The 23,728-nt window shown below is 70.1% G+C and carries 16 protein-coding genes; 5 read left to right on the forward strand and 11 right to left on the reverse strand.

From position 1 onward, the window contains the following. Positions 1-153: 153 nt before the first annotated feature. A complete protein-coding gene (locus tag VFX99_RS02805; RefSeq protein ID WP_329664798.1) occupies positions 154-1,461 on the reverse strand; it encodes a hypothetical protein in 1,308 nt (435 codons plus the stop codon). A gap of 92 nt (positions 1,462-1,553) precedes the next feature. On the opposite strand from VFX99_RS02805, the gene VFX99_RS02810 reads away from it, so the two are divergent. Next, on the forward strand, positions 1,554-2,246 hold the full coding sequence (locus tag VFX99_RS02810; RefSeq protein ID WP_329664799.1) for a helix-turn-helix domain-containing protein: 693 nt from the start codon (positions 1,554-1,556) through the stop codon (positions 2,244-2,246). Here VFX99_RS02810 and VFX99_RS02815 read toward each other — a convergent pair. The 4 genes from VFX99_RS02815 to VFX99_RS02830 all read right to left on the reverse strand — a co-directional run bounded on the left by VFX99_RS02815 (position 2,243) and on the right by VFX99_RS02830 (position 7,049). Then, positions 2,243-3,106 (reverse strand): LLM class flavin-dependent oxidoreductase, encoded by an 864-nt coding sequence (locus VFX99_RS02815; RefSeq protein WP_329664800.1) that lies wholly within the window; start codon positions 3,104-3,106, stop codon positions 2,243-2,245. The two genes, VFX99_RS02810 and VFX99_RS02815, sit on opposite strands and share 4 nt — an antisense overlap. Positions 3,107-3,158: 52 nt before the next feature. Further along, on the reverse strand, positions 3,159-3,731 hold the full coding sequence (locus tag VFX99_RS02820) for a DNA-3-methyladenine glycosylase I (RefSeq protein ID WP_329664813.1): 573 nt from the start codon (positions 3,729-3,731) through the stop codon (positions 3,159-3,161). Positions 3,732-3,789: 58 nt separating this feature from the next. Continuing rightward, positions 3,790-4,752 (reverse strand): NAD(P)-dependent alcohol dehydrogenase, encoded by a 963-nt coding sequence (locus VFX99_RS02825; RefSeq protein ID WP_329664801.1) that lies wholly within the window; start codon positions 4,750-4,752, stop codon positions 3,790-3,792. Between the two features lie 188 nt (positions 4,753-4,940). Next, on the reverse strand, positions 4,941-7,049 hold the full coding sequence (locus tag VFX99_RS02830; protein WP_329664802.1) for an acyl-CoA dehydrogenase: 2,109 nt from the start codon (positions 7,047-7,049) through the stop codon (positions 4,941-4,943). Between the two features lie 243 nt (positions 7,050-7,292). On the opposite strand from VFX99_RS02830, the gene VFX99_RS02835 reads away from it, so the two are divergent. Then, positions 7,293-8,654, forward strand: a complete 1,362-nt coding sequence (locus VFX99_RS02835) for a GNAT family N-acetyltransferase (RefSeq protein WP_329664803.1) — start codon at positions 7,293-7,295, stop codon at positions 8,652-8,654. 118 nt (positions 8,655-8,772) lie between these two features. Here the strand turns inward: VFX99_RS02835 and VFX99_RS02840 are convergent, their stop codons facing one another. The 5 genes from VFX99_RS02840 to VFX99_RS02860 form a co-directional block, all read right to left on the reverse strand. Next, positions 8,773-10,584 carry a glycoside hydrolase family 3 protein gene (locus VFX99_RS02840; RefSeq protein WP_329664804.1) on the reverse strand — a complete coding sequence of 604 codons (1,812 nt, stop codon included), beginning with the start codon at positions 10,582-10,584 and terminating at the stop codon, positions 8,773-8,775. A gap of 46 nt (positions 10,585-10,630) precedes the next feature. Further along, the gene (locus VFX99_RS02845; protein WP_329664805.1) at positions 10,631-12,304 is read right to left on the reverse strand and encodes a formate--tetrahydrofolate ligase; all 1,674 of its coding nucleotides are present in this window, start codon (positions 12,302-12,304) and stop codon (positions 10,631-10,633) included. Between the two features lie 20 nt (positions 12,305-12,324). Continuing rightward, on the reverse strand, positions 12,325-14,424 hold the full coding sequence (recQ, locus tag VFX99_RS02850; RefSeq protein WP_329664806.1) for a DNA helicase RecQ: 2,100 nt from the start codon (positions 14,422-14,424) through the stop codon (positions 12,325-12,327). 150 nt (positions 14,425-14,574) lie between these two features. Then, positions 14,575-17,220, reverse strand: coding sequence for a DEAD/DEAH box helicase (locus tag VFX99_RS02855; RefSeq protein WP_329664807.1), 2,646 nt, complete (start codon positions 17,218-17,220; stop codon positions 14,575-14,577). Positions 17,221-17,281: 61 nt separating this feature from the next. Then, the gene (locus VFX99_RS02860) at positions 17,282-18,220 is read right to left on the reverse strand and encodes an SGNH/GDSL hydrolase family protein (protein WP_329664808.1); all 939 of its coding nucleotides are present in this window, start codon (positions 18,218-18,220) and stop codon (positions 17,282-17,284) included. Between the two features lie 142 nt (positions 18,221-18,362). Between VFX99_RS02860 and VFX99_RS02865 the strand changes: the two genes are divergently transcribed. Together VFX99_RS02865 and VFX99_RS02870 are read left to right on the forward strand one after the other, a co-directional pair. Continuing rightward, positions 18,363-18,695, forward strand: a complete 333-nt coding sequence (locus VFX99_RS02865; RefSeq protein WP_329664809.1) for a GNAT family N-acetyltransferase — start codon at positions 18,363-18,365, stop codon at positions 18,693-18,695. Further along, positions 18,692-19,687 carry a pirin family protein gene (locus tag VFX99_RS02870; RefSeq protein WP_329664810.1) on the forward strand — a complete coding sequence of 332 codons (996 nt, stop codon included), beginning with the start codon at positions 18,692-18,694 and terminating at the stop codon, positions 19,685-19,687. Before VFX99_RS02865 ends, VFX99_RS02870 begins: the two co-directional genes overlap by 4 nt. Before the next feature lie 54 nt (positions 19,688-19,741). Here VFX99_RS02870 and VFX99_RS02875 read toward each other — a convergent pair whose 3' ends face one another. Then, entirely contained in the window at positions 19,742-23,308 is a 3,567-nt protein-coding gene (locus tag VFX99_RS02875; protein ID WP_329664811.1) for a S8 family serine peptidase, read from the reverse strand. 124 nt (positions 23,309-23,432) lie between these two features. On the opposite strand from VFX99_RS02875, the gene VFX99_RS02880 reads away from it, so the two are divergent. Beyond that, positions 23,433-23,728: ECF transporter S component (locus VFX99_RS02880; RefSeq protein WP_329664812.1), on the forward strand; the 296-nt coding region annotated here is incomplete at its 3' end.

Consider the following 23,728-nt stretch of genomic DNA (forward strand, 5'->3'; position numbering starts at 1 on the left):
CGTTCTCAGCAATCGGAAGATGCAGGCTTCCGTCTGTCGTCGTGGAATTGTGACAGCGGATTCCCTCGCCCCGCAAGACCCCCGCGGCCGAGATCGGTGGAAAAGATGCGACGGCCGGCATACAAGCCGGGTCGCCGTGACCACCGCGGCATTTCACGTCTCCGCGGGCGAGTCGGCCGCATCCATGCTTTCGAGCATCGTCCGCTCGATGATGCCGACGGAGTCATACGCCGCCAGAGCGGTCGCTACCTCAGCGACCCGGCCTCTCATGGCGGCGTCCTTCCGCACGCGCGCGGCTCCTCGCGAGATGGCACGCGCCGAGGGGTGTTCGGAGCGCAGATCCACCGCCAGCCCGCGATAGGCGAGTCGGGCGTTGATGTCGCCCTTGCCCTCGCGTTTGCCGGCGACCAGCAGCGGCACTCCGTGACTCAGGGCCAGCAGCACGCCCCCGAGTCCGCCGTTCGTGACGTACAGCTCCGCGTGCGGGAAGAGCTGGTCGAAATCGACGAATTCCTCGATCAGCACGTCGGCCGAGGAGTACCGAGCCCGCAGCTCCTCGGTGCCGACGCCGCCGGTCACGACGACGACGAGCCGGTCGTCGCCCGTGAACGCCTCGATCGCCGGGATAATGAGCTTCCGTGGGTCGTGGTTGTCGACGGTTCCCTGCGAGACGACGACGATCTGCCCCGACCGGTTCGAGATGCGCGCGTCCAGCGGTTCCGCAGCCGGGCGGCGGTACGGCAGCAGCGCGCCCACCCACTCCGCGTTGGGCGGCACGTAAGCGCCGGGATAGTCGAGTTCGGGAATCCCGACGTTGAAGACGCGGCGCGCGACGTCGGGCTGCTGCGTGCAGTCGAAATAGTCCTCGACCGTCACGGGCGCGAGCCCCTCCTCCGCGAGGAATTCGTTGAACGTCTCGACGCCCTTGCGGCTGCCGGAGACGAGCATCCACCGTGCGACGCGGTTCGCGCTGCGACCGACGATCGTCCGGGGCGGTCGCAGCGCGAAGAACGGCGTGATGGCATTCGGGCCGCGCAGCGTCGGGGCGGCGATCGACCCCATCACGAAGACGGGCACGTCGAGTCGCTTCGCGGCGAGATACCCGGCGTAGAACGCTCCGTCGATGAGCAACGCGTCGAACGGGAACCGTTCGCGAGCTGCGCGGATGTCGCGGAACTGCGCTCCGGCAGGACGCGCGAAGAACACATCCGCATCGAACTCGATCGCCTTCGCTCCCTTGAGCTTCTGGCGCTGCGGAAAAAGGGCGTTGACATTGTCGGCGGTGATCTCCACGGCCTCCTGGTACGGGATCACCCCGAGTCCGAGACGCTCGACGCGTGGGGCGTACTCGGGACCCGCGTACCAGCGCACATCGTGTCCCAGCTCGGCGAGGCGCACCGCGGGACCGGTCAGCGGATTGAAATGACCCGCTGCGGGCACCGTCGCGACCAGAATTCGCATGTCAGCCTCCCTGGAGTCGGCTTGAGGGGCCATGTCGCTGTAGTATTTCACTATAGTGAGCCACTAGTGAATATGTCCAGTAGAATGACGGCATGCCTGACAGTCTCTCCGAGCAAGCGCCCCACGGCGCACGTGCGCCGGGTCCCGGCGCTGCACACCGCGGGGTCCGCCGTCAGAAGGCGCTGGAAACGCGGTGGCGGGTCATGGATGCCGCGCTCGCGGAGTTCACCGAGCGCGGGTATCACGACACAACGATGGCTGCAATCGCCGAACGTGCGGGGGTCGCGGTGCAGACCGTCTACCTCGGCTTCCGCACGAAGAGCGGGCTCCTGGAGGAGCTCGTCGGCAACGCAGTCCTGGGTCGCACGCGCGAGGGCGAGATCGGGCCGCCCGACGAAACCGAGGGCTGGGCGCGCGCGCTGTCTGAGCCGGACGGCACCACGTCGCTCGCTCTCTTCGTCGACATGGCGCTTCCTGTCTACGAACGCACCTCGGCGATCAGCGACGCCGGCCGATCGGCGTACGCATCCGATCCGTACCTGGCCGAGTGGTGGGTGCGCAGCGAGGCGCTGCGCCTGGACGGATGCCTGCAGATGGTCCGAGCCCTCGCCGATCACGGCGCGCTGCGGCCCGGATTGAGCGTCGAGGAGGCGGCCGACGTTCTGGCCACCACGCTGTCGCCGCAGTCGTTCCTCGCCTTCACGGTCGACCGGGGCTGGTCCGTGGATCACCTCGGCGCGTGGCTGAAGGATGCGCTGCCGCGGCTGCTCGTCGACGCGCGCTAACGCTCGCTCGACACGAGGGCCCGAACGGCGGGAGCGATCTCTTCGCCGATCGCCTGCAACGACGTCGCGTCATCGGTCGCGAAGATGAACGTCCCGATGCCATCCTCGAGCGCCATGGCAGCGAGGCGCTCGGCCGTGTGTCGCGCCTCTTGCGGCGGCCCCACGTTCAGGAGCCGCCGGATGTCACGAGGATCGCGCCCCGCCGAGGTTGCGGCCTCGTCGATGGCGAGGTTGCCGCGGCCGAGGTCGCCCGGCTCGAGGTGGCCGAGCGAGGGGAGCCAGCCGTCACCCTTGCGACCGGTGAGTGAGAGCATCCGAGGCTTGTAGGCGCCGATCCAGATCGGGATGTCGTGAGCCGGACGCGGTCCGCGCTTCGCCCCGTGTACGCGGTGGTACGCGCCGTCCGTGAACGCGCCACGCCTCTCCTCGGTGTTCCACAGCTCACGGATCACGTCGATGGCGTCTTCGAGGGCGCTGACGGCCTGCCCGGGTGTGAGTCTGGTGCCGCCCATGGCGACGATTGCGTCCCAGAATCCTCCAGCGCCGAGACCGAGCGCGAAACGACCGCCCGACAGGAGGTCGAGGCTGGCCGACGCGCGCGCCACGACGGCGGGCGGCCGGAGCGGGATGTTCAGCACGTTGGGTGCGATCCGGATGCCGCCGGTGCGCGCCGCAACGAACGACATCAGCGTCCAGGTGTCGAGGAATCGCGGCTGGTACGGATGGTCCTGGAAGGTGACGACATCCAACCCGGACGCCTCGGCCACCCGGGCGAGTGCGACCGGAACCTGCGGGTCGGCGGCCGATGGCGTGATGAACGCGCCGAATTCGAGCGGGTGTCCGTAGTCCACGGTCGTCACAACGGCCCGTCGGAGCCGGCCATTCCGCGCGCCGGGACGATGCGCACGCAGGTCACTGCGTCCGCCAGCATCCCTCGACGTGATCGTCGACCATGCCGGCGGACTGCATCAACGCGTACATCGTCGTGGGCCCGACGAACCGGAAGCCGAGTTTGCGGAGCGCCTTGCTCATCGCCGCGGAATCCGGCGTCACGGCAGGCACCTCGGCGAAGGACCGCGGACGGGCGCGGCCGTCCGGGGGCGCAAACGACCACAGCAGGGCGTCGAGGTCGCCGTCGCCCATCTCTCGGACGAGGCGGGCGTTGGAGATCGTCGCTTCGATCTTCGACCGATTGCGAATGATCCCCGCGTCGGTCATCAGCCGCTCGACATCCTCGGAGGTGAACGCCGCCACGGTAGCCGGCTCGAACCCGGCGAACACCTCGCGGAACCGCGGTCGCTTGCGCAGGATGGTGATCCACGACAGACCGGCCTGGAAGCCCTCGAGGCTCATCTTCTCGAAGAGCGCTCGGTCGCCGTGCAGCGGCCGTCCCCACTCCTCGTCGTGATAGCGCTGGTACTCGGCGTCCTCGGCCGCCCACGCGCACCGGGCGATTCCGTCGCCGCCGATGCGCACGTCGCGGATCGGATCGTCGGGGCTCACTCAGCCAGGATAGGTGCCGCGTCGACACACTCGGCGGGGCTCACGGGGTGAGGATGACGTGTCCGGCCTTTCCGCGCGCGACGTGAGTGTGCGCGGCGTCGCCGTTCTCGAAGGGATAGACGCCGTCCACCACCGGCCGGATCCTGCCCGCCGATACCAGCGCGCTCGTCGCCTCCAGGTCAGCGCGCACGATCGAGGCCTTGCGCAGGCCCGTGAAGGCGATCCGCGAACGCCGGCCGCGGGACCCGAGGGTGAGCGCATGCCATGCGAGCGCGCCGAACGTCGGCACGGTGATCAGGTAGCGGCCGCCTCGCGTCAGGATGCGGCGCGCACGCCGGTAGCCCATCGTGCCGACGACATCGAACACCACGTCGTACTGCTCGGGCAGGATCGTCACGTCGACCGCCCGGTAGTCGTACACGTGCGCCGCGCCGAGATCGCGCACCAGCTGGGCGCGCGCCGCGCTGCACACGGCGGCGACCTCCGCCCCGGTCGCGACCGCCAGCTGCACCGCCGCCGTTCCGACCGCCCCGGACGCTCCGTTGATCAGGATCCGCTCGCCGGCTCGGAGTCGGGCCGTGTCGCGCAGGAACGACATCGCGGTCGCATCGACGAGGGATGCGGCATCCGTGGCCGTGAGACCGGCCGGTCGGAGCGCGACCGCGCCGTCCTGGGGCACCACCACAAGCTCGGCGTGAGCGCCCATGGCGGCACCCGTCACGCCCCACACCCGGTCGCCGACGGCGAAGCGGGTCACCCCGTCGCCGATGGCCTCGACCGTTCCGGCGAAATCAGCACCGAGTACGGGCAGGCGCGGCCTGCGCAGTCCCGCGAAGAGCCGCGCCGCGAACGGCGAGCCGGATCGGAGTGCGGCATCCGCGGTGGACAGGTCGCTGGCTTCCACGCGCACGAGCAGCTCGCCCGCCCGCGGGGCCGGATCGGGGATCTCCGCCCACTCGACGACCTCGGGTCCGCCGTAGCGTCGGCTCACGACAGCGTGCATGATGGCCTCCTGATGTAAAGAATCCTTGACATGAAGATACGCTTCGTCCGTATCGGGTGTCAAGGATTCTTTACACGCTTCCTGCAGGTCGAATGACCGCGAGACTGCAACAGCAGGTTGAAACGGGTGGGGTTTCACCCACAGTCTCGGCCCGCAGTTGCAGTCTCGGCGAGGAGGGTCAGGGGGCGCTACTTCTTGTGTGCGGCGGCCTTCTCCGAGATCGGCGCCGCGCCGGACGCGGCGAGATCGCGGTAGTACTCGCGGGCCTCGTCCTGGCGTGCCTGCTCGGCTCCCGAAGCGATCGGCGCACGCAGGTGCTCGGGCGCATAGCCGAACGCATCGACGAGGTCCTGCGCGTGCGGCCGCAGGCGCAGGCACAGGCGGTCGATGTACGCCGAGACGGCTCCGGCCCGCTGCGACGACAAGCGTCCGTGGATCAGGTACCACGAGAGGTGCTTCTCGATGAGGCCGAGACCGAACAGGTCGCGCAGCCAGATGAGGACGTGCTTGGTCCCCGCGTGCTCCACCCCGTTCACGGCATCCGTGAACGCCTCCCACTGGAGCAGCTCGGCGTGGGCGCGCGCCGCTTCGATCAGCTCGGACTGGTTCGCGTTGAACAGCGCAGCCGCATCGGCGGGCGAGAGGGCGGATGCCGGACGCAGACGATTCGCGACGTCGGCGACCATCTGCTGCACACGCCCGGCGAGCAGTTCGTGCTGCTGGTCGGCTCGGAGGCCCCGTTCGATGGCCCGTGCGGTCGAGCCGAAGTCGGTCACCGCCTGCCCCAGCTGGCGCATGCCGGCGCCGTGGAACACCTTGCCTGCGGTGTGTCCGAGGGCGTACGCGGCGAGGGCCTTGGCATCCTTGCCCTTGAACTGCTTGCCGAAGTCGCTCAGCAGGCGCTTGCCGACCAGCTGCAGCAGCACGTTGTTGTCGCCCTCGAAGGTCACGTAGATGTCGAGGTCGGCCCGCAGCCCGACGAGACGGTTCTCGAAGAGGAACCCCGCCCCGCCGCAGGCTTCGCGCGCCTCTTGGAGCGTGTCGAGCGCGTGCCAGGTCGACAGCGGCTTGAGTGCGGCGGCAAGGGTCTCGAGGTCTTCGCGGTCGGCATCCGTGTCGGCCTTGCCGCTGAAGACCGCATCGAACTTCTGCAGGAACTCGTCGTGCGCGAAGATCGACGCGTACGTCGTCGCGAGGCGGGTGAGCAGGCGGCGCTGGTGCTTGCCGTAGTCCAGCAGCACGACCTCGTCGCTGCCGGCACCGGAATCGAACTGGCGACGCTGGTTCGCGTAGGTGATCGCGATGTCCAGCGCGATCGCCGAGGCCCACGACGCCGCACCGTCGAGCGAGACGCGCCCCTGGACCAGGGTTCCGAGCATCGTGAAGAAGCGGCGGCCCGGACTGGAGATGTGGCTCGAGTACGTGCCGTCGGGTGCGACGTCGCCGTACTTGTTGAGCAGGTTGGCGCGGGGCACGCGAACCTGATCGAAGCGCAGGCGACCGTTGTCGATGCCGTTCAGTCCGCCCTTGAGTCCGTCGTCCTCGCCTCCGATGCCCGGGAGGAACTGCCCGTTCTCGTCGCGCAGCGGAACGTAGAAGCAGTGCACGCCGTGGTTGACCCCGTGGGTGATGAGCTGGGCGAACACCGTCGCGGCGATCCCGTGCAGCGCCGCATTGCCGAGGTAGTCCTTCCACGCACCGCGGAACGGCGTGTGGATCACGAACTCCTCGGTTCCGGGGTCGTACGTGGCCGTCGTGCCGATGGCGGCCACATCCGAGCCGTGGCCGGTCTCGGTCATCGCGAACGCGCCCGGGATCTCGAGGCTCATGATCCCCGGCAGCCACTTGTCGTGGTGCTCCTTCGTGCCCAGCTGCAGCACCGCCGAGCCGAAGAGTCCCCACTGCACCCCGGACTTGATCTGCAGGCTCGGGTCGGCGGCGACCAGCTCGACGAACCCGGCGATGTTGGCGCCGTTGTCGGCCTCTCCGCCGTACTCCTTCGGGAACGCGCGGTGGACACCCCCATTGTCCACCAGCAGGTGCATCTGGCTGAGGACGCGCTCCCGGTGCTCCTCCATGCCGAGGCCGTCGACCCGCCAGAACGCCGGATCCTTGATCATCTCGCGGGCTTCGCGGCGGGTCTCGCCCCAGGTGCCGAGCAGCAGGTCGGTGACGGCGTCGACGTCGATGCGCGGCTCGGATGCTTCGGCGGCGGTGTGCGGTGCGGTCGGGGCGCCGCCGGCGGGCGTGCGCCTGCTGGTGGCGGGCTTTTTCGGACGGACGGCGGCGTCGGCCATGGCGTCACCTTTCGGAGGAGAGACAGGATGCTTCGACCGTAGGACTCCCACAAGCTCGGGCAAAGTCCGTTGGACGTTCTGCACAACCCTGATCGGCCCGCCGGAGCGCGCCGATTGTGTCCTCCCGACAGGCGGGCGGACTGTGCGCCCGTCGGCATCCGGAATCGTCCATCGATGCGGGCGGAATCGACGCCCGCGCACATCGGACCCGGACCTTGCCTGTCTCGGCAACGGGGTTGAAGAATGAGCCACCGGACCGAGGCGGAGGATGCGATGCGAGTGACGCTCCAGCAGTGGGCGCGGGATGACCTCCCCGTGCTGGAGCGCGCCAACACACCCGAGATGACCTCTCATTTGGGCGGACCCGAGTCACCCGACGACCTGCTGCAGCGTCACGAACGGTACCTGCGCCTGGGGGATGCGGGGCTGGCGCGCATGTTCCGCATCGACGTCGACGGCGAACCCGCGGGCGGGATCGGCTGGTGGCAGGTCGACCACGAGGGAGTGCCCGCGTACGAGACGGGGTGGAACGTGTTCCCCGAGCAGCAGGGCAAGGGCGTCGCCTCGGCCGCGCTGCGAGAGGTCATTCGCAGAGTCGCGGCCCTCGGCGACCGCACGCTGCTCGTGGCGTACCCCGGAGTGGACAATGCACCCTCGAATGCGCTGTGCCGCCGCGCGGGTTTCACGCACACGGGGGCCGACACCGCGCCCTGGCGCGGCGGGCGGATCACGTTCAACGTGTGGGAACTGGATCTGTCGCCGCTCGACCTCGCCGGTCGCCGGCCCGACCACGACGAGCGCTTCGACGCCGATGACCTCGACCGTTCGCGGTGGTGGCCGCATTATCTGCCGCACTGGTCGTCGCGGGAGTCGTCGGCGGCCCGATGGGAGACGGCGACGACATCTGGGGCGACGCCGCAGACCCCGGGGTCGATGCCGCGCACCTCGGGCGGTGCAGGTCTGACACTGCGTATCGACGCCGACACGGCGCCATGGTCGCCCGAGTACGACGGGGAGGTTCGCGTGTCGCACCTGCAGACCGGTCAGTTCTCGGGTCCGGAGGGCAGTGCGATCGGCCAGCACCGCTTCCGCGACGGGCTCGTGGTCAAGCAGGCGCAGCCCGAGCAACGGCTGTGGCTTGCGCACTTCGGCGTCATCGAGGCCCGCCTGCGAGCCATCCGGCATGCCGATGCCATGGTCGCGTTCTGGCCGATCGGATTCGAGGACCGGCCGGAGGATTCCGGCGAGATCTGCATCTGCGAGATCTTCGGCAGCGAACTCGACGACGGCGGAGGCTGGGTCGGCGTGGGCGTCAAGCCGCAGCACGACCGGCGCCTGACAGCGGATTTCGAGAAGGTGCGCGTCGACGGCGACCTGACCCGGTTCCACGACTACGCGGTCGACTGGAGCCCGGAGCGCATTCGCTTCTTCATCGACGGACGATGGGTCAAGACGGTCGCGCAGCGCATCGACTACCCGGTGCAGCTGATGCTCGACGTCTACGAGCTTCCGAACGGATCAGGTCGACGGGATGCCGCGGCCCTGCCGTTGCGGTTCGAGGTGGAACGGGTCCGCACCTTCCCCCTGAATGCAACGGCTGGATAGCCTGGGCGATACGACCAGCCGGCGCGGGCGGCGGCCTCTTCGAAGCTGGGGGCCGCGCTCGGGCCGGTTTCGTCGCTCCTCGGCCCCGACCTTCCCCGGCTCGGCCGACCGGATTCGGTCAGAGCCCGAGGCCGTGCCCGAAGCGGAAGAGCGGGTTCTCGGTGTCGAACGGCACGTCGGGACGCGCCGCCGCGACCTCGGCCATGCTGCGCGGGATATCGAAGGGGAGGCGGCCCTGTGCGGGTACGGCGCCCGTGAGGACGTCCAGCAATGCCTCGGGGCTCACCCCCCAGTTCGCCACGACCGCGGCGGACGACTCGACGATCGGCTCGAGGATCGCCGGTCGATCGAGGAACACGTCGACCACCGTCGGCACCTGCGATGACACCTCCGCGACACGGGCCAGGACCTCCGCCGGGAAGTCCAGCGACCCGGCGTGGAAGAAGTTCTCGAAATGCGTCGCGCGCTGCTCGTACGGCGCCTGCAGTCGGAGGATCGCGACGTCCGCCTCCGCGGGTGTGGCGACGACACGGCCGTACGCCTCGACCCGCTCGGGCGACAGGCCCTCGACGTAGAGCTTCGCGCCACGGGCGAACGGGAGAACCGGGGCACCGGCATCCGTGATCTCATTCGTCAGCACCGTGATCGACGCGCGCTGCGCGGCGTCGCCGGCCGCGCGGAACTCGGCCGACCCGACGATCGCGTCGGCGGCGTCGGCGTCGACGAACGGGTTCTCGAACAGGCCGAGCAGGAACTTCTCGCGCAGCAGGCGACGGGCCGAGACGTCGAGGCGCTCGTGGGTCACGGTTCCGTCCTCGACGAGTTCGATCAGGAGGTCCGGGCACATCTCGCCGCCGAACTGGTCGGCCCCGGCATCCAGGATCTTGGCCATGCGCTCGGCCGGAGTGAGGTGCTCGACGCCCCACGCGCGGGCGGGATGAGGCTGGCCGAGGATCTCGGAGTCGTTGACCAGACCCCAGTCGGTGCAGACGATTCCCTCGAAGCCGAAGCGCTCGCGGAGCAGCCCGGTGAGCACGGACTTGTTGAAGCCGAAGCCGACCTCCTCGTGCTCGGTGCCCATCGGCATGCCGTAGTAGGGCATCATCTGGCGGCCGCCGACGGCGAAGATCGCCTCGAAGGGTTTCAGGTGCAGCTCGAACTGGTCGCCCGGGTAGACCTGCTCGCGCCCGTAAGCGAAGTGCGGGTCCTCGCCGTCCTCTTGCGGGCCGCCGCCCGGAAAGTGCTTCGTCATGGTCGAGACCGAATCCGTACCGAACGCCTCGCCCTGGAACCCGCGGACGTACGCCGCGCCCAGCTCGCCCGAGAGCTGGGCGTCCTCGCCGAAGGTCTGCAGGGCCCGCGACCAACGGGGCTCGGTGGCGAGGTCGACCTGCGGATGCAGGGCGACACGGATGCCGACCGCCAGGTACTCCTGACGCGCGATGTCGCCGAACTGCCGCACGAGCTCGGCGTCGCGCGTGGCGGCCAGGCCGAGCGGCTCGGGCCACTGGGAGAAGGGTCCGGCGTGCATCGCGGCGCCCGGGTTGTCGCTGAAGGCGTGCCGGGGATCGCTCGAAACCGTCACCGGAATGCCGAGCCGGGTGGACGCCGCCAGCTCCTGCAGGCTGTTGTGCCACCGTGCGACGTCGCCCGCTGTGGGCGCGGCCCCGAACAGGTTGAAGTGGTTCATGCCGCGCTCGAGCACGTACTCAGCGGCAGAGGGAAGCCCGAACGCCGCGTCGCCGTCGGACAGCGTCCCGCCCGAGCCCATCGTGATCATGTTCTGGAAGAACAGGCCGGCCTTCTCGGCGACGGTCATCTGCCCCAGCAGGATCTCGACGCGCTCGTCTACGGGGAGCTCGGGATCGCGGTAGCGCGTGTCGATCTCGGCGGAGGACGGGGCGGTGTCGGTCGGGGCGTCGTTGCTCATTCAGCAACTATAAACCGAGTGGTCGCTAGGTTTTCCCGCTCGGGAATCAGAACAGCCCGACGATCCGGCCGTCCTCGTCCACGTCGATCGTCACCGCGGCGGGCACCGCCGGCAGGCCGGGCATCGTCATGATGTCGCCGCAGACCATCACGACGAATCTGGCGCCCGCGGCCAGGCGCACCTCGCGGATGTCGACCGCATGCCCCGACGGCGCTCCGCGCAGCCTGGGGTCGGTCGAGAACGAGTACTGCGTCTTGGCGACGCAGACCGGGTATCCGCCGTAGCCGTCCTCCTGCAGACGCCGGATCTGCGCGCGCACCGCCGTGCTCGCGGTGATCTCGGATGCCCCGTAGATGCGCGACGCGATGGCCTGCATCTTCGCCCACAGCGACGACTCGTCGGGGTAGGTGAAGCGCAGCTCGGATGGCTCCGCGCACAGCCGGACGACCTCGCGGGCGAGCTGCTCGGCTCCGGCCCCGCCCTCGGCGAAGTGCTTGGCCACGACGGCTACCGCACCTAGACGCTCGACGGCGCCGACGAGTGCGGCGATCTCTGCGTCGGTGTCTTCGGCCCGGTGGTTGATGGCCACGACTGCGGGCAGGCCGAAAGTCCTGCGCACCGTATCGAGATGGCGGGCGAGATTGACGGTTCCCCGCTCGAGCGCCGCGACGTCCTCGGTCGGCAGGTCGGCGACCTCGACGCCGCCGTGGTACTTCATGGCGCGCACCGTCGCGACGATCACCGCCGCCGATGGACGCAGCCCCGACGTGCGGCACAGGATGTCCACGAACTTCTCCGCGCCGAGGTCGGCGCCGAACCCGGCCTCGGTCACCACGTAGTCGGCGAGGTGCAACGCAGCGCTGGTCGCGAGATACGAGTTGCAGCCGTGGGCGATGTTGGCGAACGGCCCGCCATGTACGAACGCCGGCGTGTTCTCGAGCGTCTGTACGAGGTTGGGCGCCAGCGCATCGCGCAGCACAGCGGTCATCGCGCCATGTGCGCCCAAGTCGCGAGCATGCACCTGACGGCGGTCGCGGGTGTAGCCGATGACGATGTCGCCGAGCCGGTCCTTGAGGTCGTGGAGGTCGCTCGCGAGGCAGAAGATGGCCATCACCTCGGAGGCCACCACGATGTCGAAGCCGGACTCGCGCGGATAGCCGTTCCCGGTACCACCGAGCCCGACGACGACGTCGCGCAGTGCTCGGTCGCTGACATCCAGCACGCGGCGCCACGTCACGCGGCGCACGTCGATTCCGAGGGTGTTGCCGTGGTGGATGTGGTTGTCGATCATCGCGGCCAGCAGGTTGGTGGCCACGGCGATCGCCGCGAAGTCCCCGGTGAAATGCAGGTTGATGTCCTCCATCGGCACGACCTGCGCGTAGCCGCCGCCCGCTGCGCCGCCCTTCATACCGAAGACCGGCCCGAGCGCGGGCTCCCGCAGGCAGATCATCGCCCGCTCCCCGATGCGCGTGAGCGCGTCGCCGAGCCCGACCGTCGTTGTGGTCTTGCCCTCGCCCGCAGGCGTGGGCGAGACCGCGGTCACCAGCACGAGTTTCCCCTGCGGTCGCCCGCGGATCGCGGTGAGGTGGTCCAGCGCGACCTTGGCCTTGTACCGGCCGTACGGCTCGAGGCTGTCCTCCGGGATCCCGAGGCGCGCAGCCACCTCGCCGATCGGAAGCATGTGCGCCGCTTGGGCGATGTCGATGTTGCTCAGGCTCACCGCTGAACCTCCCCAGGAGGTCAGCCTACGGTGCGGTCCACTCTCCGGGGCTCCGCCCCAGACCCCCGGCTTGCTGACGCGCGCCCTACCTCGGGCTCCGCCCCAGACCCCCGGCTTACTGACGCGCGCCCGATCACGGCGAGAACGGCCGTGCCGTACGCCTCACGCTTCTTGGCGCCGATGCCTGTGATGCCGTCCAGGTCGGCGAGGGTCGTGGGGCGGTGCTCTGCGAGCGCGCGCAGGGTCGCGTCGCCGAAGACGATGTAGGCCGGCATCCCCTGCTCTTTCGCGACCCCGGCACGCCACTCCCGCAGCGATTCGAAGACCGGCCGGTCACCCGCGTCCAGTCCATCGGATGCCGCGGCCTTGCGGACCCGCGACGGTCCCGCGCCGGCCCGGCCGAGCACGTCGCGGCGCAGGGGCACCGGCTCTTCGCCGCGCAACACCGCGGCGGCCGGCTCACCGAGCGCCAGGGTGCCGTACTCCCCCCGCGGCACCAGGATGCCGCGCGCCAGCAGCTGCCGGACCACGCTGCGCCAGTCCTGGTCGGTGAGGTCGGCGCCGAGGCCGAAGGTCGTGAGAGCGTCGTGGCCTTGCTGACGGATGCGATCAGTGGATGCCCCGCGCAGGATGTCGACGAGGTGACCGGCGCCGAAGGCCTGCCCTCGCTCGCGCTGGAGCCGCACGATGGTGGACAGCAGCTTCTGGGCGGGCACCAGGCCGTCCCACGTCTCGGGCGCCTCGAGGCACGTGTCGCAGTTGCCGCACGCGCTGGACGGCTCGCCGAAGTAGCCCAGAAGGTTCTGACGGCGGCACCCGACCGTCTCGCACAGCGCCAGCATCGCATCGAGATGCTGGCCGAGGCGCATCTTGTACGAGCGCTCGCCAGGGGACTGGTCGATCATGCGGCGCTGCTGCACGACGTCGCCGAGGCCGTACGCCATCCAGGCGACCGCGGGCTGGCCGTCGCGTCCGGCGCGCCCGGTCTCCTGGTAGTAGCCCTCGACCGACTTAGGCAGGTCGATGTGCGCGACGAAGCGCACGTCGGGCTTGTCGATGCCCATGCCGAACGCGATGGTGGCGACCATGACCACGCCGTCCTCGCGGAGGAAGCGCGCTTGATTCGCGGCCCGCGCCGATGCGTCGAGCCCCGCGTGGTACGGCAGCGCGTCGATGCCCTGGGTGCGCAGGTGCTCGGCGGTCTGCTCGACGCTCTTGCGGCTCAGCGCGTAGACGATGCCGGCCGAGCCGGCCGGCATCGACCGGATGAAGGCGAGCAGCTGCTTGCGCGGCTCGACCTTCGTATCGATCCGGTACTGGATGTTCGGCCGGTCGAAGCTCGCGACGAAGTGCTGCGCCTCGGGCAGCCGCAGCCGTTCGGTGATCTCACGGTGGGTCGCATCGGTCGCGGTGGCGGTCAGCGCGACGCGCGGTACGCCGGGGAACTGCTCGCCCAGCTCGCCGAGCAGGAGATAGTCGGGACGGAAGTCGTGGCCCCACTGCGACACGCAGTGCGCCTCATCGATGGCGATGACGCTGAGGGTGCCGCGCTGCAGGAGCGATCGCGTCGACGCACTGGAGAGCCGCTCGGGAGCGACGTAGATGAGATCGAGCTCGCCGGCGAGGTACGCGCGCTCGACGGCAGCGCGCTGCGGCGCGGCCTGCGTGGAGTTGAGGTACGCGGCGCGGACGCCGTTGGCGACGAGCGCGTCGACCTGGTCGTGCATGAGCGCGATGAGCGGGCTGACGACGAGCCCGGTTCCCGGTCGCACGAGCGCCGGGATCTGATAGATCAGGCTCTTGCCGCCACCGGTGGGCATCAGCACGACCGCGTCCCCGCCCGCGACGACGTGGTCGATCGCGGCGGCCTGGTTGCCGCGGAACGCCTCGTAGCCGAAGACGGTGCGGAGCGCATCGCCGGGAGCGGCGTACCGAGCCGGGGCGGCTTCGGGCACGGACGACGATGGGTAGGCCGCGGCCGGAGCGACCGGCATCCAACCGTCTTCGGCTGGCGGGGGTTCCCCCGAGCCTGCGTCGGCCGGGGGGTCCCATAGGTCGGGCGGCGGCTCGTCGTCGGCCCACACCGCATCGGCGTAGGGGTCGGCGGACGGGATGCTCATCGGCTCAAGGGTAGCCCGCGCGGCCGACACGGCTGCGCGGCTGTGCGATCTGCTGCCGAGGCCCTCCGGTCGGCGCGAGACCCTTCGATCCGAACGCGCATCTCGGAGGGTCTCGGTCGAATCGGCGGGTTTCGTGTCAGAGCGACGGGGCTAGAGGCGCACGACCTCCGTGACGCGCACCACCGCGGCGCCCTCCTCGACCGAGGCGGCGAGGTCGACTTCGCCTCGGATCCGCCAATCGTGGTCGCCGGCGGGGTCGTCGATCGTCTGCTCGACTCTCCAGACTCCGGAGGCCGCGGCATCCGTCTCATCGACCGTGACGAGCCTCGGCGATCGGGCCGGGCCGCCGGTGAGGATCTCGTCGTGCTCCTCGAAGTACGCGTCCAGCGCGGCCGACCAGTCGACGTCGGGGTCGAGCTCGGCGAGCTCGTCGTCGCGCTGCAGGGCGGCGAGGCGCACGCGCCGGAAGAGCTCGTTGCGCACCAGCACGAGGAACGCGCGGCGGTTCGTCAGCACCGACGGTGGCGCGGGCGGCACGACCGGGGCGGTCGGGTCCGCGGCGGGGTGGATGAGGCTCTCCCACTCGTCGACGAGGCTGGAGTCGACCTGACGCACGAGTTCTCCGAGCCAGGCGATGATGTCGAGCAGCTCGGGTGTCTGCGCCTCGGTGGGCACCGTCTGGCGGATCGCGCGGTACGCGTCGCTGAGGTAGCGAAGCACGAGACCCTCGCTGCGGGCGAGCTGGTACACCTGGATCAGCTCCGCGAACGACAGCGCACGCTCGAACATGTCGCGGACGACCGACTTCGGCGACAGCTCGAAGTCGCGCACCCAGGGCTGGCTCGAGGCGAACACCTCGAACGACTGCGCGAGGAGCATCTCGAGCGGCTTGGGGTAGGTGATGTCCTCGAGCGCGTCCATGCGCTGCTCGTAGTCGAGCCCCTCGCGCTTCATCGCCGCGACCGCCTCGCCCCGCGCCAGGAACTGCTGCTGCGAGAGGACGGGCCGAGGATCGTCGAGGGTCGCCTCGATGATGCTCACGACATCGAGGGCATAGTGGCCGGTGCCGGCGGCATCGGCGCGCGTCAGCGCGCCAGGGGTCAGGGGCGGGGCCCCATCAGGCGGCGCATCGCCCGGATCGAGCAGCCCGATCGCGGCGAGCGCGAACGGCGAGAGCGGCTGGTTGAGCGCGAAGTTCGGCTGCAGATCGACGGTGAGGCGGATGGTCGGCCGCCCGGCCCCGCGCGAATTGCCACTCGTTGCGGGAACGGACTCCGTCGAGGCATCGTCGTGTGGCAAGTCGGCGACGGATGCCGAGGACGAGGGGTCCGCGACGACCACGCCGGCCGCGACCAGGGTCCGGAAGATCCCGAGCGCGCGGCGGGCGAGCTCGTACTTGCGGGCGCGCGACTCGTGGTTGTCGAACACCAGCGAGCGCACGTTCGCGAACACGTCTCCCCCGCGCGCGATGACGTTGATCAGCATCGCCGCGGTCAGCTGCAGGTGGGGTTCGAGCGGCTCGGGCTCGGCGGCGACCAGCCGCTCGAATGAGGCCTCACCCCAGTTCACGAAGCCCTGCGGCGCCTTCTTGCGCACGATCTTCTTCTGCTTCTTCGGGTCATCCCCGGCCTTGGCGACCGCCGTGGTGTTCTCGATCTCGTGCTCCGGCGCCATCACCACCACGGTTCCCGCCGTGTCGTACCCGGCCCGGCCCGCGCGGCCGGCGACCTGGTGGAACTCACGGGCGCTGAGCTGCCGCATCCGCTGCCCGTCGTACTTGGCGAGGGCGGTGATCAGCACCGTCCGGATCGGCACGTTGATACCGACGCCGAGCGTGTCGGTGCCGCAGATCACTCGCAGCAGCCCGCGCTGGGCGAGCGTCTCGACGAGCCGGCGGTACCGGGGAAGCATGCCCGCGTGGTGCACGCCGATCCCGGCGCGTACGTACCGCGACAGCGTGCGGCCGAACGCGGTGGTGAAGCGGAAGCCCCCGATCGCCTCGGCGATGGCATCCCGCTGCTCGCGCGAGACTATCCGCACAGAAGACAGCGCCTGGGCGCGCTCCATCGCGGCCGCCTGCGAGAAGTGCACGATGTACACGGGCGCCTGTCCGGTCTCGAGCAGCTCTTCTACGGTCTCGTGCACCGGCGTCCGCGCGTACGAGAAGTGCAGCGGAACCGGCCGTTCGACTCCCGTGATCACGGCCGTCGGCCGGGAGGTGCGGCGCGAGAGGTCCGCCGCGATGTGCGTCATGTCGCCGAGCGTCGCCGACATCAGCACGAACTGCGCGCGAGGCAGGAGAAGCAGCGGAACCTGCCACGCCCACCCGCGGTCGGGGTCGCCGTAGTAATGGAACTCGTCCATCACGACCTGGTCGACCGCGGCATCCGCGCCCTGCCTCAGGGCCAGGTTCGCGAGGATCTCGGCCGTGCAGCAGATGATCGGCGCGTCCGGGTTGACCGACGAGTCGCCGGTCACCATCCCGACGCTCTCGGCGCCGAAGATGTCTACGAGGGCGAAGAACTTCTCGCTGACCAGAGCCTTGATCGGCGCCGTGTAGTACGTCCGCCCGCCACGGGCGAGGGATGCCGCGTGTGCGGCGATCGCAACCAGCGACTTGCCCGTGCCGGTCGGGGTGGACAGGATCACGTTCGCGCCCGAGACGATCTCGATCGCGGCCTCGTCCTGGGCCGTGTACAGCGAAAGGCCCTGATCCCCCGCCCAGGCGACGAATTCCTCATACACCGCGTCGGGGTCTGCCCCGGTCGGGATGCGGTCGCGCAGCGATGTGGGCACGCACCGAGTCTGTCAGGCGGGGCTGGATGCCGCCCCGGCCCGACAGAACACGGTGCTGCGGCTATTGCCCGATCACCGCTCCGATGATGTCCGCGTAGGCGGCCTGACCTGCTGCGTTCGGGTGGAAGCCTCGGTCGGTCGTCGCGGCGGGTGCCGGGATGAGACGGCTGATCCAGGGGTTGCCCCGGTCGCACACGCCGTGACCATCAAAGCCCTCGACGCCATCCGGGACGTCGTTCACATCGACGTAGACGACCGTGCTGCCGTCCTCCCCCGTACTGGTCTGAAAGTTCCGGACACCCTCGGCGATGAGGGCATTCGCCCGCAACACTGCTTCGTTGATCGCGATGGTCTGGGCTGCTTCGAAGGTGAACAGCGTGTTCGTCCCCGTCTCTTCGTCTCGGAACAGCCCCGCGTTGCACGTGCCGGTGACGTCACCGAAGGGAAGCGGATACCCCGTGACGACGATCAGCGCGTGAGGCGCCTCCGCCCGTATCTCAGCGATCCGGGCTTCGATTTCCTGCGGCAGGGAGGCTTTCAGAACGCTCAGCGCGGTATCGAGCACGAACTCGCAGAACTGGAGGGTGAATGACCCACTGCACGCCCCGAGAGCGTCCGGCCAGTCGGGTTCCGGATCTGCGTCGAATTGGACGTTGTTCACGCCCACGGTGAGGGTGACGAGCTCCGTCGCGGGTCCGAGAGCACCCGACGCCCCTAGCGCGACGATCTGCTGGGCGACGTCGACGGTCGATGCGCCGGAGCATGCCGCCGACACGACGTCGACCCCCAGCTCCTTCGCCAAGAGCTCGGGGTAGGACCGCTTCGAGCGCAGGCACTGCTTGTCCGAGTACGGCAGAATGCCGTTTCCCGAGGCCACCGAGTCGCCGAGCGCGACGTACGGCGCGCCCGCGGGTGCCGCCACGGCAGCCGGCGCGGCGGCAGCGAGACTGGAAATGCTCACGGCGACTGCCGTGATCACGGCGGCAAGGTGCTTCTTCATGATTCCTCCTTGAATCGTCCGATCGCAATTTGCGCGCCGATGGTAGACCCGGAGCGCGCTCGCCGAAAGGGGGTTCCGATCGGGCGGCCTGGCGGAATGCGGAGGCCGCCCGTACGTTGAACAGGACGACGGAGGGAAGCGCATGACGACACAGCCCGTGACAGAAGCCGCACGCCGGGTGCAACGCAACGACGATGAGGGTCGCTACGAGATCTGGGTCGGAGACGTCCTCGGCGGTTTCACCGAGTTCGTGCCCGATTCGCACGGCCGCCTGGTCTTTCCGCACACCGAGATCGACCCGGCGTTCAACGGTCAGGGGCTCGGCGGCGTGCTGGTGGGCCGTGCGCTGGCCGATGTCGCAAGCCGCGGTGAGACGATCGTGCCTCGCTGCCCCTTCGTCGTCCGCTACCTCCGCCGCCATGAGGTACCCGGCCTGAAGATCGACTGGCCCGACGCACCGAACTTCCAGCGATGACCAGACTCGACGCCGACACCGCGGTGGCCCAGGAGTCGGCCACCGCGTGCGACGGACCGCGCGCCCTCCTTCTGGAGTCGCGGGAGGTGCCGCTCGGAGGCGTGCGGGCGATGTCGGTGCATCGTTCGCTGCCGCAGCGCGATCTGCCCCTCGTCGGAGCGTGGTGCTTCCTGGACAGGTTCGGTCCGCAGGTCACGCGCATGCGAGTCGAACCGCACCCGCACATCGGGCTGCAGACGGTCACATGGCCCTTCGCCGGCGACATCCGCCACCGCGACTCGGTCGGAAGCGACGTGACCATCCGGAGCGGTGCGCTCAACCTCATGACCAGCGGCGAGGGCATCGCGCACTCCGAATACTCGGTCGGCGAGGACGCCGTCGAGCTCGATGCGCTGCAGCTGTGGGTGGCGCTGCCCGAGTCGCGGCGGCACGGCGCGCCGGCATTCGAGCGGCACGGTGAGCTGCCCACGCTCGACCTGGTCGGGCGAACCGGACCGCCGGCGGTCGCCACGGTCGTGATGGGCGAACTGGCCGGCGTGTCCTCGCCCGCCACGGCGCACACGCCGATCGTCGGCGCCGAGATCCGCGTTCCGGCCGGAGCCCGCGTCGTCCTCCCCCTCCGACCGGACTGGGAGTACGCACTCGTCGGCGTCGAGGGACTCGCGACGATCGGAACCGGCATCCCGTCGGGTGCGTCGACCGAAGAGCTCGACAGGCACCACCTGCTGTACCTCGGGACCGCGCGCGAGGGCGTGGAGCTCGCCAGTGCGGACGGCGCCCTGCTGTTCCTCCTCGGCGGAGAGCCGTTCGAGGACGACATCGTGATGTGGTGGAACTTCGTGGGTCGCACGCACGAGGAGATCGTCGACGCCCGCGAGGCGTGGGAGTCCGGTGCCGCCCGGTTCGGTCACGTCGTCGACCACGGCGACGAGCGCGTGCCTGCTCCCCCGCTCCCGGCCGTGCGCCTCACCCAGCGTCGCCGCCGGATCTGACACCGCGTCGTTTCCCGCGGGCCCGGCGCCGTGGCATCCGGCGCCCTCGAACGATCACCGACGGACGACGAACCCCGAGACGCTCGTCGAGCCGTCCACGCGATCGCTGCCCGAGTACTTCACGACCACGATGTGCACGCCCGGTGTCTGCGCGGGCAGCGCGAAGGTGACCGTCCCGTCCGCAAGCGTGCCGGTGTACTGCGCGGCGTCCACCGACACTTTGACCGAGCCGGCGGCGGGATCTCCGCGCATCGTCTCCACGTCCACCGTCACGGCGAACTCGTCCGCGACCGTACCCGAGTAGCGGTTCATCGTCACCGCGACGCGGGATCCCGCGTTCACGATCAGCTCCTCGCTGTCGGCCGTCCCCGGGTTCACTTCTCCCGGCCGGGACGCGGTCACACGCACGGACAGCGCGGCTCCGACATCCGCCGTCCGGACCCGATAATCGCGGGCGACGGCGCCCGGGATGGGCTCACCGTCCCGCAGCCATTCGAAGGAGAACTCGACACCCTCGCCTTCCCAGTCGCCCGGCCGCGCGACGAGCGTTTCGCCGACCTCGGGATCCCCCGCGATGGTGGGCGGGGTCGCTGCCGCCGCCGGCACGGCGCCCGCGTCGATCTGCACCACGGTGAGGACGTCCGAGTCGCCGTATCCGACGACACCGAGGTAGCGCCGGTCGGGTTCGAGGCCCGCCCACGAGAGGGTGTAGCGCACGTCTTGGCCGGTCACACCGGCAAGCGAGGTCTGCGCACTGGTCAGCGAGCCCGTGGCCGATCCGGGGACCACGGCGGCCGTCGCATCCCAGGTCAGAGGACCGTGCGCATCGCTCAGGTGCGCGACCACGAGATAGGAGCCCGCCCGCGGATTTCTGAGCGTGATCTGATCCGGCCCGGGGCCGGAGGCCGAGGTCCACCGCTGCGAGTACCGGCTGTCGCTCGCGCTGACGAGCCGGTACACCGAGAAATCGAGGTCGCTGTCATCAGACGCCTCCAGCGTGAACCGGGCGAGCGGCGATCCGGCCGGGATGTCGACCGTCCACGCCACGTCGCCGTTCGCGTCTCCGGAGTCCTCATCGCCCGAGTGGCCCGCGACCGGGTTGGCGCGATCGACGAGGAGCTCGACAGGTGCGAGCCCGGCGATGTGCAGCGCGACCTCGTCGGTCACTCCCGAGACGATCGACACCTCGGCGCTGCCCGCGATCCCGTCGCCCGTGACGAGGGCCGTGGCATCGACGGTCGAGGGACGCACCGCCAGCGGCGCTCGGACGGACGTCCCGTCCTCCTCCGCCGTCCAGGTGAGGAAACCGGAGGCCCACACCTCGACCGGCGCAGTGCGATTCGCGAACACGACCTCGAACTCCTGCGAGTCTCCCGGACCGGCGAAGGTCAGCGTCTCCGGACTCACCTCCACGTCCACACCCGGGATGCTCGCGGCGGCGCGGTACGTCCCGCCCCCCGTTGCGGTGAGGCTGCGGGTCACCCTCCGCTCGAGTCCGAGATCGGCGACCACGACCGAGGCGAGGTTGACGTCCGCGCCATCCAACGGCGGCCCATCGGATGCCGCGCGCCCGTGCGCCTGCAGATAACCGGCCCACTCCTCCGGGCCGTTCAGATACAGCAGCCCCGGATCGAGGAAGGCGCCGCCGTCGATGTGCCCGGCACCCTGGGCGAAGGGGTCGACGTCGGCGGACCCGTCCGGATGGACGGTGTCGTACGCGGTCGTCATGATCGCCGACTTGACCTCGTCGGGCGTCGCGGCCGGATGCGCTCCCAGGTACAGGGCCGCCAGGCCGGCGACGTGGGACGCAGCCAGCGATGTCCCCGAAGCGATGCCCCACGTCGGCTCGCCGGTGGACGTGTCCTGCGTGGCGCCGAGGATCGAGACGCCGGGGGCCGCGACATCCGGGGTGAGGATGTCACCGCCGGCGCCGATCGCCGGTCCGCGGCTCGAGAACTCGGCGATCTGCGGCGAGGCGTCGTCGACGCCGGTCAGGTTCCCGCCGACCAGCGTCGCGGTCGCGTTCGGGTTGCCCGCGAGCTCGGCGAGCAGCGCTGCTCGATCGGTCGCGTCGATGTGAACCGTGGGGACGGCGTGCACCTCGGCGTCGGTCGTGTCCGCCGTCACGTTCGCGAGGATCATCCCGACACCTCCAGCGTCCGCGACCTCCTGCGACTTCTCCGCCTTCGCGTTGGTGCCGCGGTCGCAGATCACGATCCTGCCGGTCACCACGGCCGGGTCGAGCGTCCCGAGGTAGCAGAGGCCTGCCTCGGCCGTCCCTGCCAGTCCCGCATCGCCCGCGTACACGACCGGCGCGGTGACCGGGCCCTGTGGAAGGGACATCGAGACGCCCGGGGCAGCGAACCCCGTCGACAGCTGAACGGTCGCCTCGAACGTGGCGACGGTGGATGCCGCGACGGTCGTGTACCAGGGGGCACCTCGCTCGCCGACGGTCGACGCGCCGGGCCCGGCGTTGCCCGCGCTCACGGCGACGAAGACGCCGGCGATCGCCGCGTGGTACAGCGCGATGTCGTCCGGCGCCCAACCCGCGGCCGCCGCACCGCCGCCGATCGAATAGTCGATGACATCGACGCCGTCGGCGACGGCACGCTCGATCGCGGCCAGGACGTCGCTGCCCACGCAGGCGTCGTCCGTGGTCACGAGCGGATCGGGTCCTGCGAAGCATGCCTTGTAGGCGGCGATCTTCGCGGCCGGTGCGACACCCGACAGCGATCCGAACTCGACTCCGTCGACGGTCGCAGCGACGTCGGCGTTGCCCACGGCGATACTCGTCGTCTGGGATCCGTGGCCGTCGCTGTCCAGCGGCGACAGGACGTCGTGGTCGAGCGCGATGCCTGCATCGATGGCGCCCGTCGCGAAATACTGCGCGCCGATGAGCTTGGTCGAGTAGTCCGCGTCGCTCCATCCGTCGCCGGAGGCGCGGGTGCTGCGGAACTGACCGCCTTCGGCCTTCGCGAACACCACCTCATCCCCGACGAGGTAGGGCTCGGCACTCCGGACCTTCCGCAGGCGCTCACCGGCGAAGGAGGGGTTCTCGGGCGCGATCCCCGTGTCGATGACGCCGACGACGACACCGGCGCCCGCGGCATCCGACCCGCCGACCGATTCCCACGCGCCCCCGGCTTCTTCGAGACCCAGGGAGTCGGCCTGCGATGCCGCTTCGGGATGGAAGATCTCGTCGGGGTAGACGGCGAGGATGCCATCCATCGCGGCCACGCGCGCCGCCTGCTCCGCGGACATCTTCGCGCTGAACCCGTTGAGGGTGATCTGGTAGGTGGTGGCGGGCTCCACCTCCGCCGCGGCGGCGACCTCACCCTGGCGCTTCTCGAGGTACGCGGCGTACTCGCGGACGTGCGAGGAATGGGGATCCAGCTTCTCGCCCGGCTCGGGCATGGTCGGCGCGAGACCCGCTGCGCCCCCGCCGTACCCGGCCGCCGGAGACCCCTCGAGCACCACGATGTACGACCCGGTGGGCGAGTCGAGAGGGACGGGGGCGACCACTTCGTCGACGGGTGTCGCGCCGAACGCCGTCGACGCCGACGCTCCGATGAGCGCGACGAGCGTGACGAACGCTGCGGCGCACGTCGCTCGTCGACCCATGAGGGACTCCCGGTGGGTGAGCTGCCAGACACGGTCTGCGCAGGTGACGCAAACCTAACTCTCCGCTCCCTGCTGGGAAAGCCCTCCCGGAGGAATGAGAGGAGCAGACGATTACGCTGAGCAGGTGGCTCCGGCATCCCGACTTTCCACGAGCGTTCTGCTCACGTGCGCCGCGATCGGCGTTGCCACGGGCGCGATCTCGGCCGCGGCCGGAGCGGTCAGCGGACCGGTGTCGGTGGCCGTCCCGATCCTGTACGGACTGGTGCTCGGGGTGCACGTGCTGCCCGGCGTCATCGCGCAGGAACTGCTGCGGCGGCCGTGGGTGGCGCTGCTCACCCACCTGATCGCGGCGCTGGTCGCGAGCGCGGTCGTGCCCCTGTGGATCGGGCGGTACATCGGCACGGCGCTGCTGATCGGCGC

The sequence above is a fragment of the Microbacterium sp. genome, from assembly GCF_036277215.1.
Taxonomy (GTDB): Bacteria; Actinomycetota; Actinomycetes; order Actinomycetales; family Microbacteriaceae; genus Microbacterium.

Coding starts and splice junctions, on each gene's coding strand:
- VFX99_RS02805 (WP_329664798.1), bottom strand. CDS start 1,461: ATGCGAATTCTGGTCGCGACGGTGCCCGCAGCGGGTCATTTCAATCCG.
- VFX99_RS02810 (WP_329664799.1), top strand. CDS start 1,554: ATGCCTGACAGTCTCTCCGAGCAAGCGCCCCACGGCGCACGTGCGCCG.
- VFX99_RS02825 (WP_329664801.1), bottom strand. CDS start 4,752: ATGCACGCTGTCGTGAGCCGACGCTACGGCGGACCCGAGGTCGTCGAG.
- VFX99_RS02830 (WP_329664802.1), bottom strand. CDS start 7,049: ATGGCCGACGCCGCCGTCCGTCCGAAAAAGCCCGCCACCAGCAGGCGC.
- VFX99_RS02835 (WP_329664803.1), top strand. CDS start 7,293: ATGAGCCACCGGACCGAGGCGGAGGATGCGATGCGAGTGACGCTCCAG.
- VFX99_RS02840 (WP_329664804.1), bottom strand. CDS start 10,584: ATGAGCAACGACGCCCCGACCGACACCGCCCCGTCCTCCGCCGAGATC.
- recQ (WP_329664806.1), bottom strand. CDS start 14,424: ATGAGCATCCCGTCCGCCGACCCCTACGCCGATGCGGTGTGGGCCGAC.
- VFX99_RS02860 (WP_329664808.1), bottom strand. CDS start 18,220: ATGAAGAAGCACCTTGCCGCCGTGATCACGGCAGTCGCCGTGAGCATT.
- VFX99_RS02865 (WP_329664809.1), top strand. CDS start 18,363: ATGACGACACAGCCCGTGACAGAAGCCGCACGCCGGGTGCAACGCAAC.
- VFX99_RS02870 (WP_329664810.1), top strand. CDS start 18,692: ATGACCAGACTCGACGCCGACACCGCGGTGGCCCAGGAGTCGGCCACC.
- VFX99_RS02875 (WP_329664811.1), bottom strand. CDS start 23,308: ATGGGTCGACGAGCGACGTGCGCCGCAGCGTTCGTCACGCTCGTCGCG.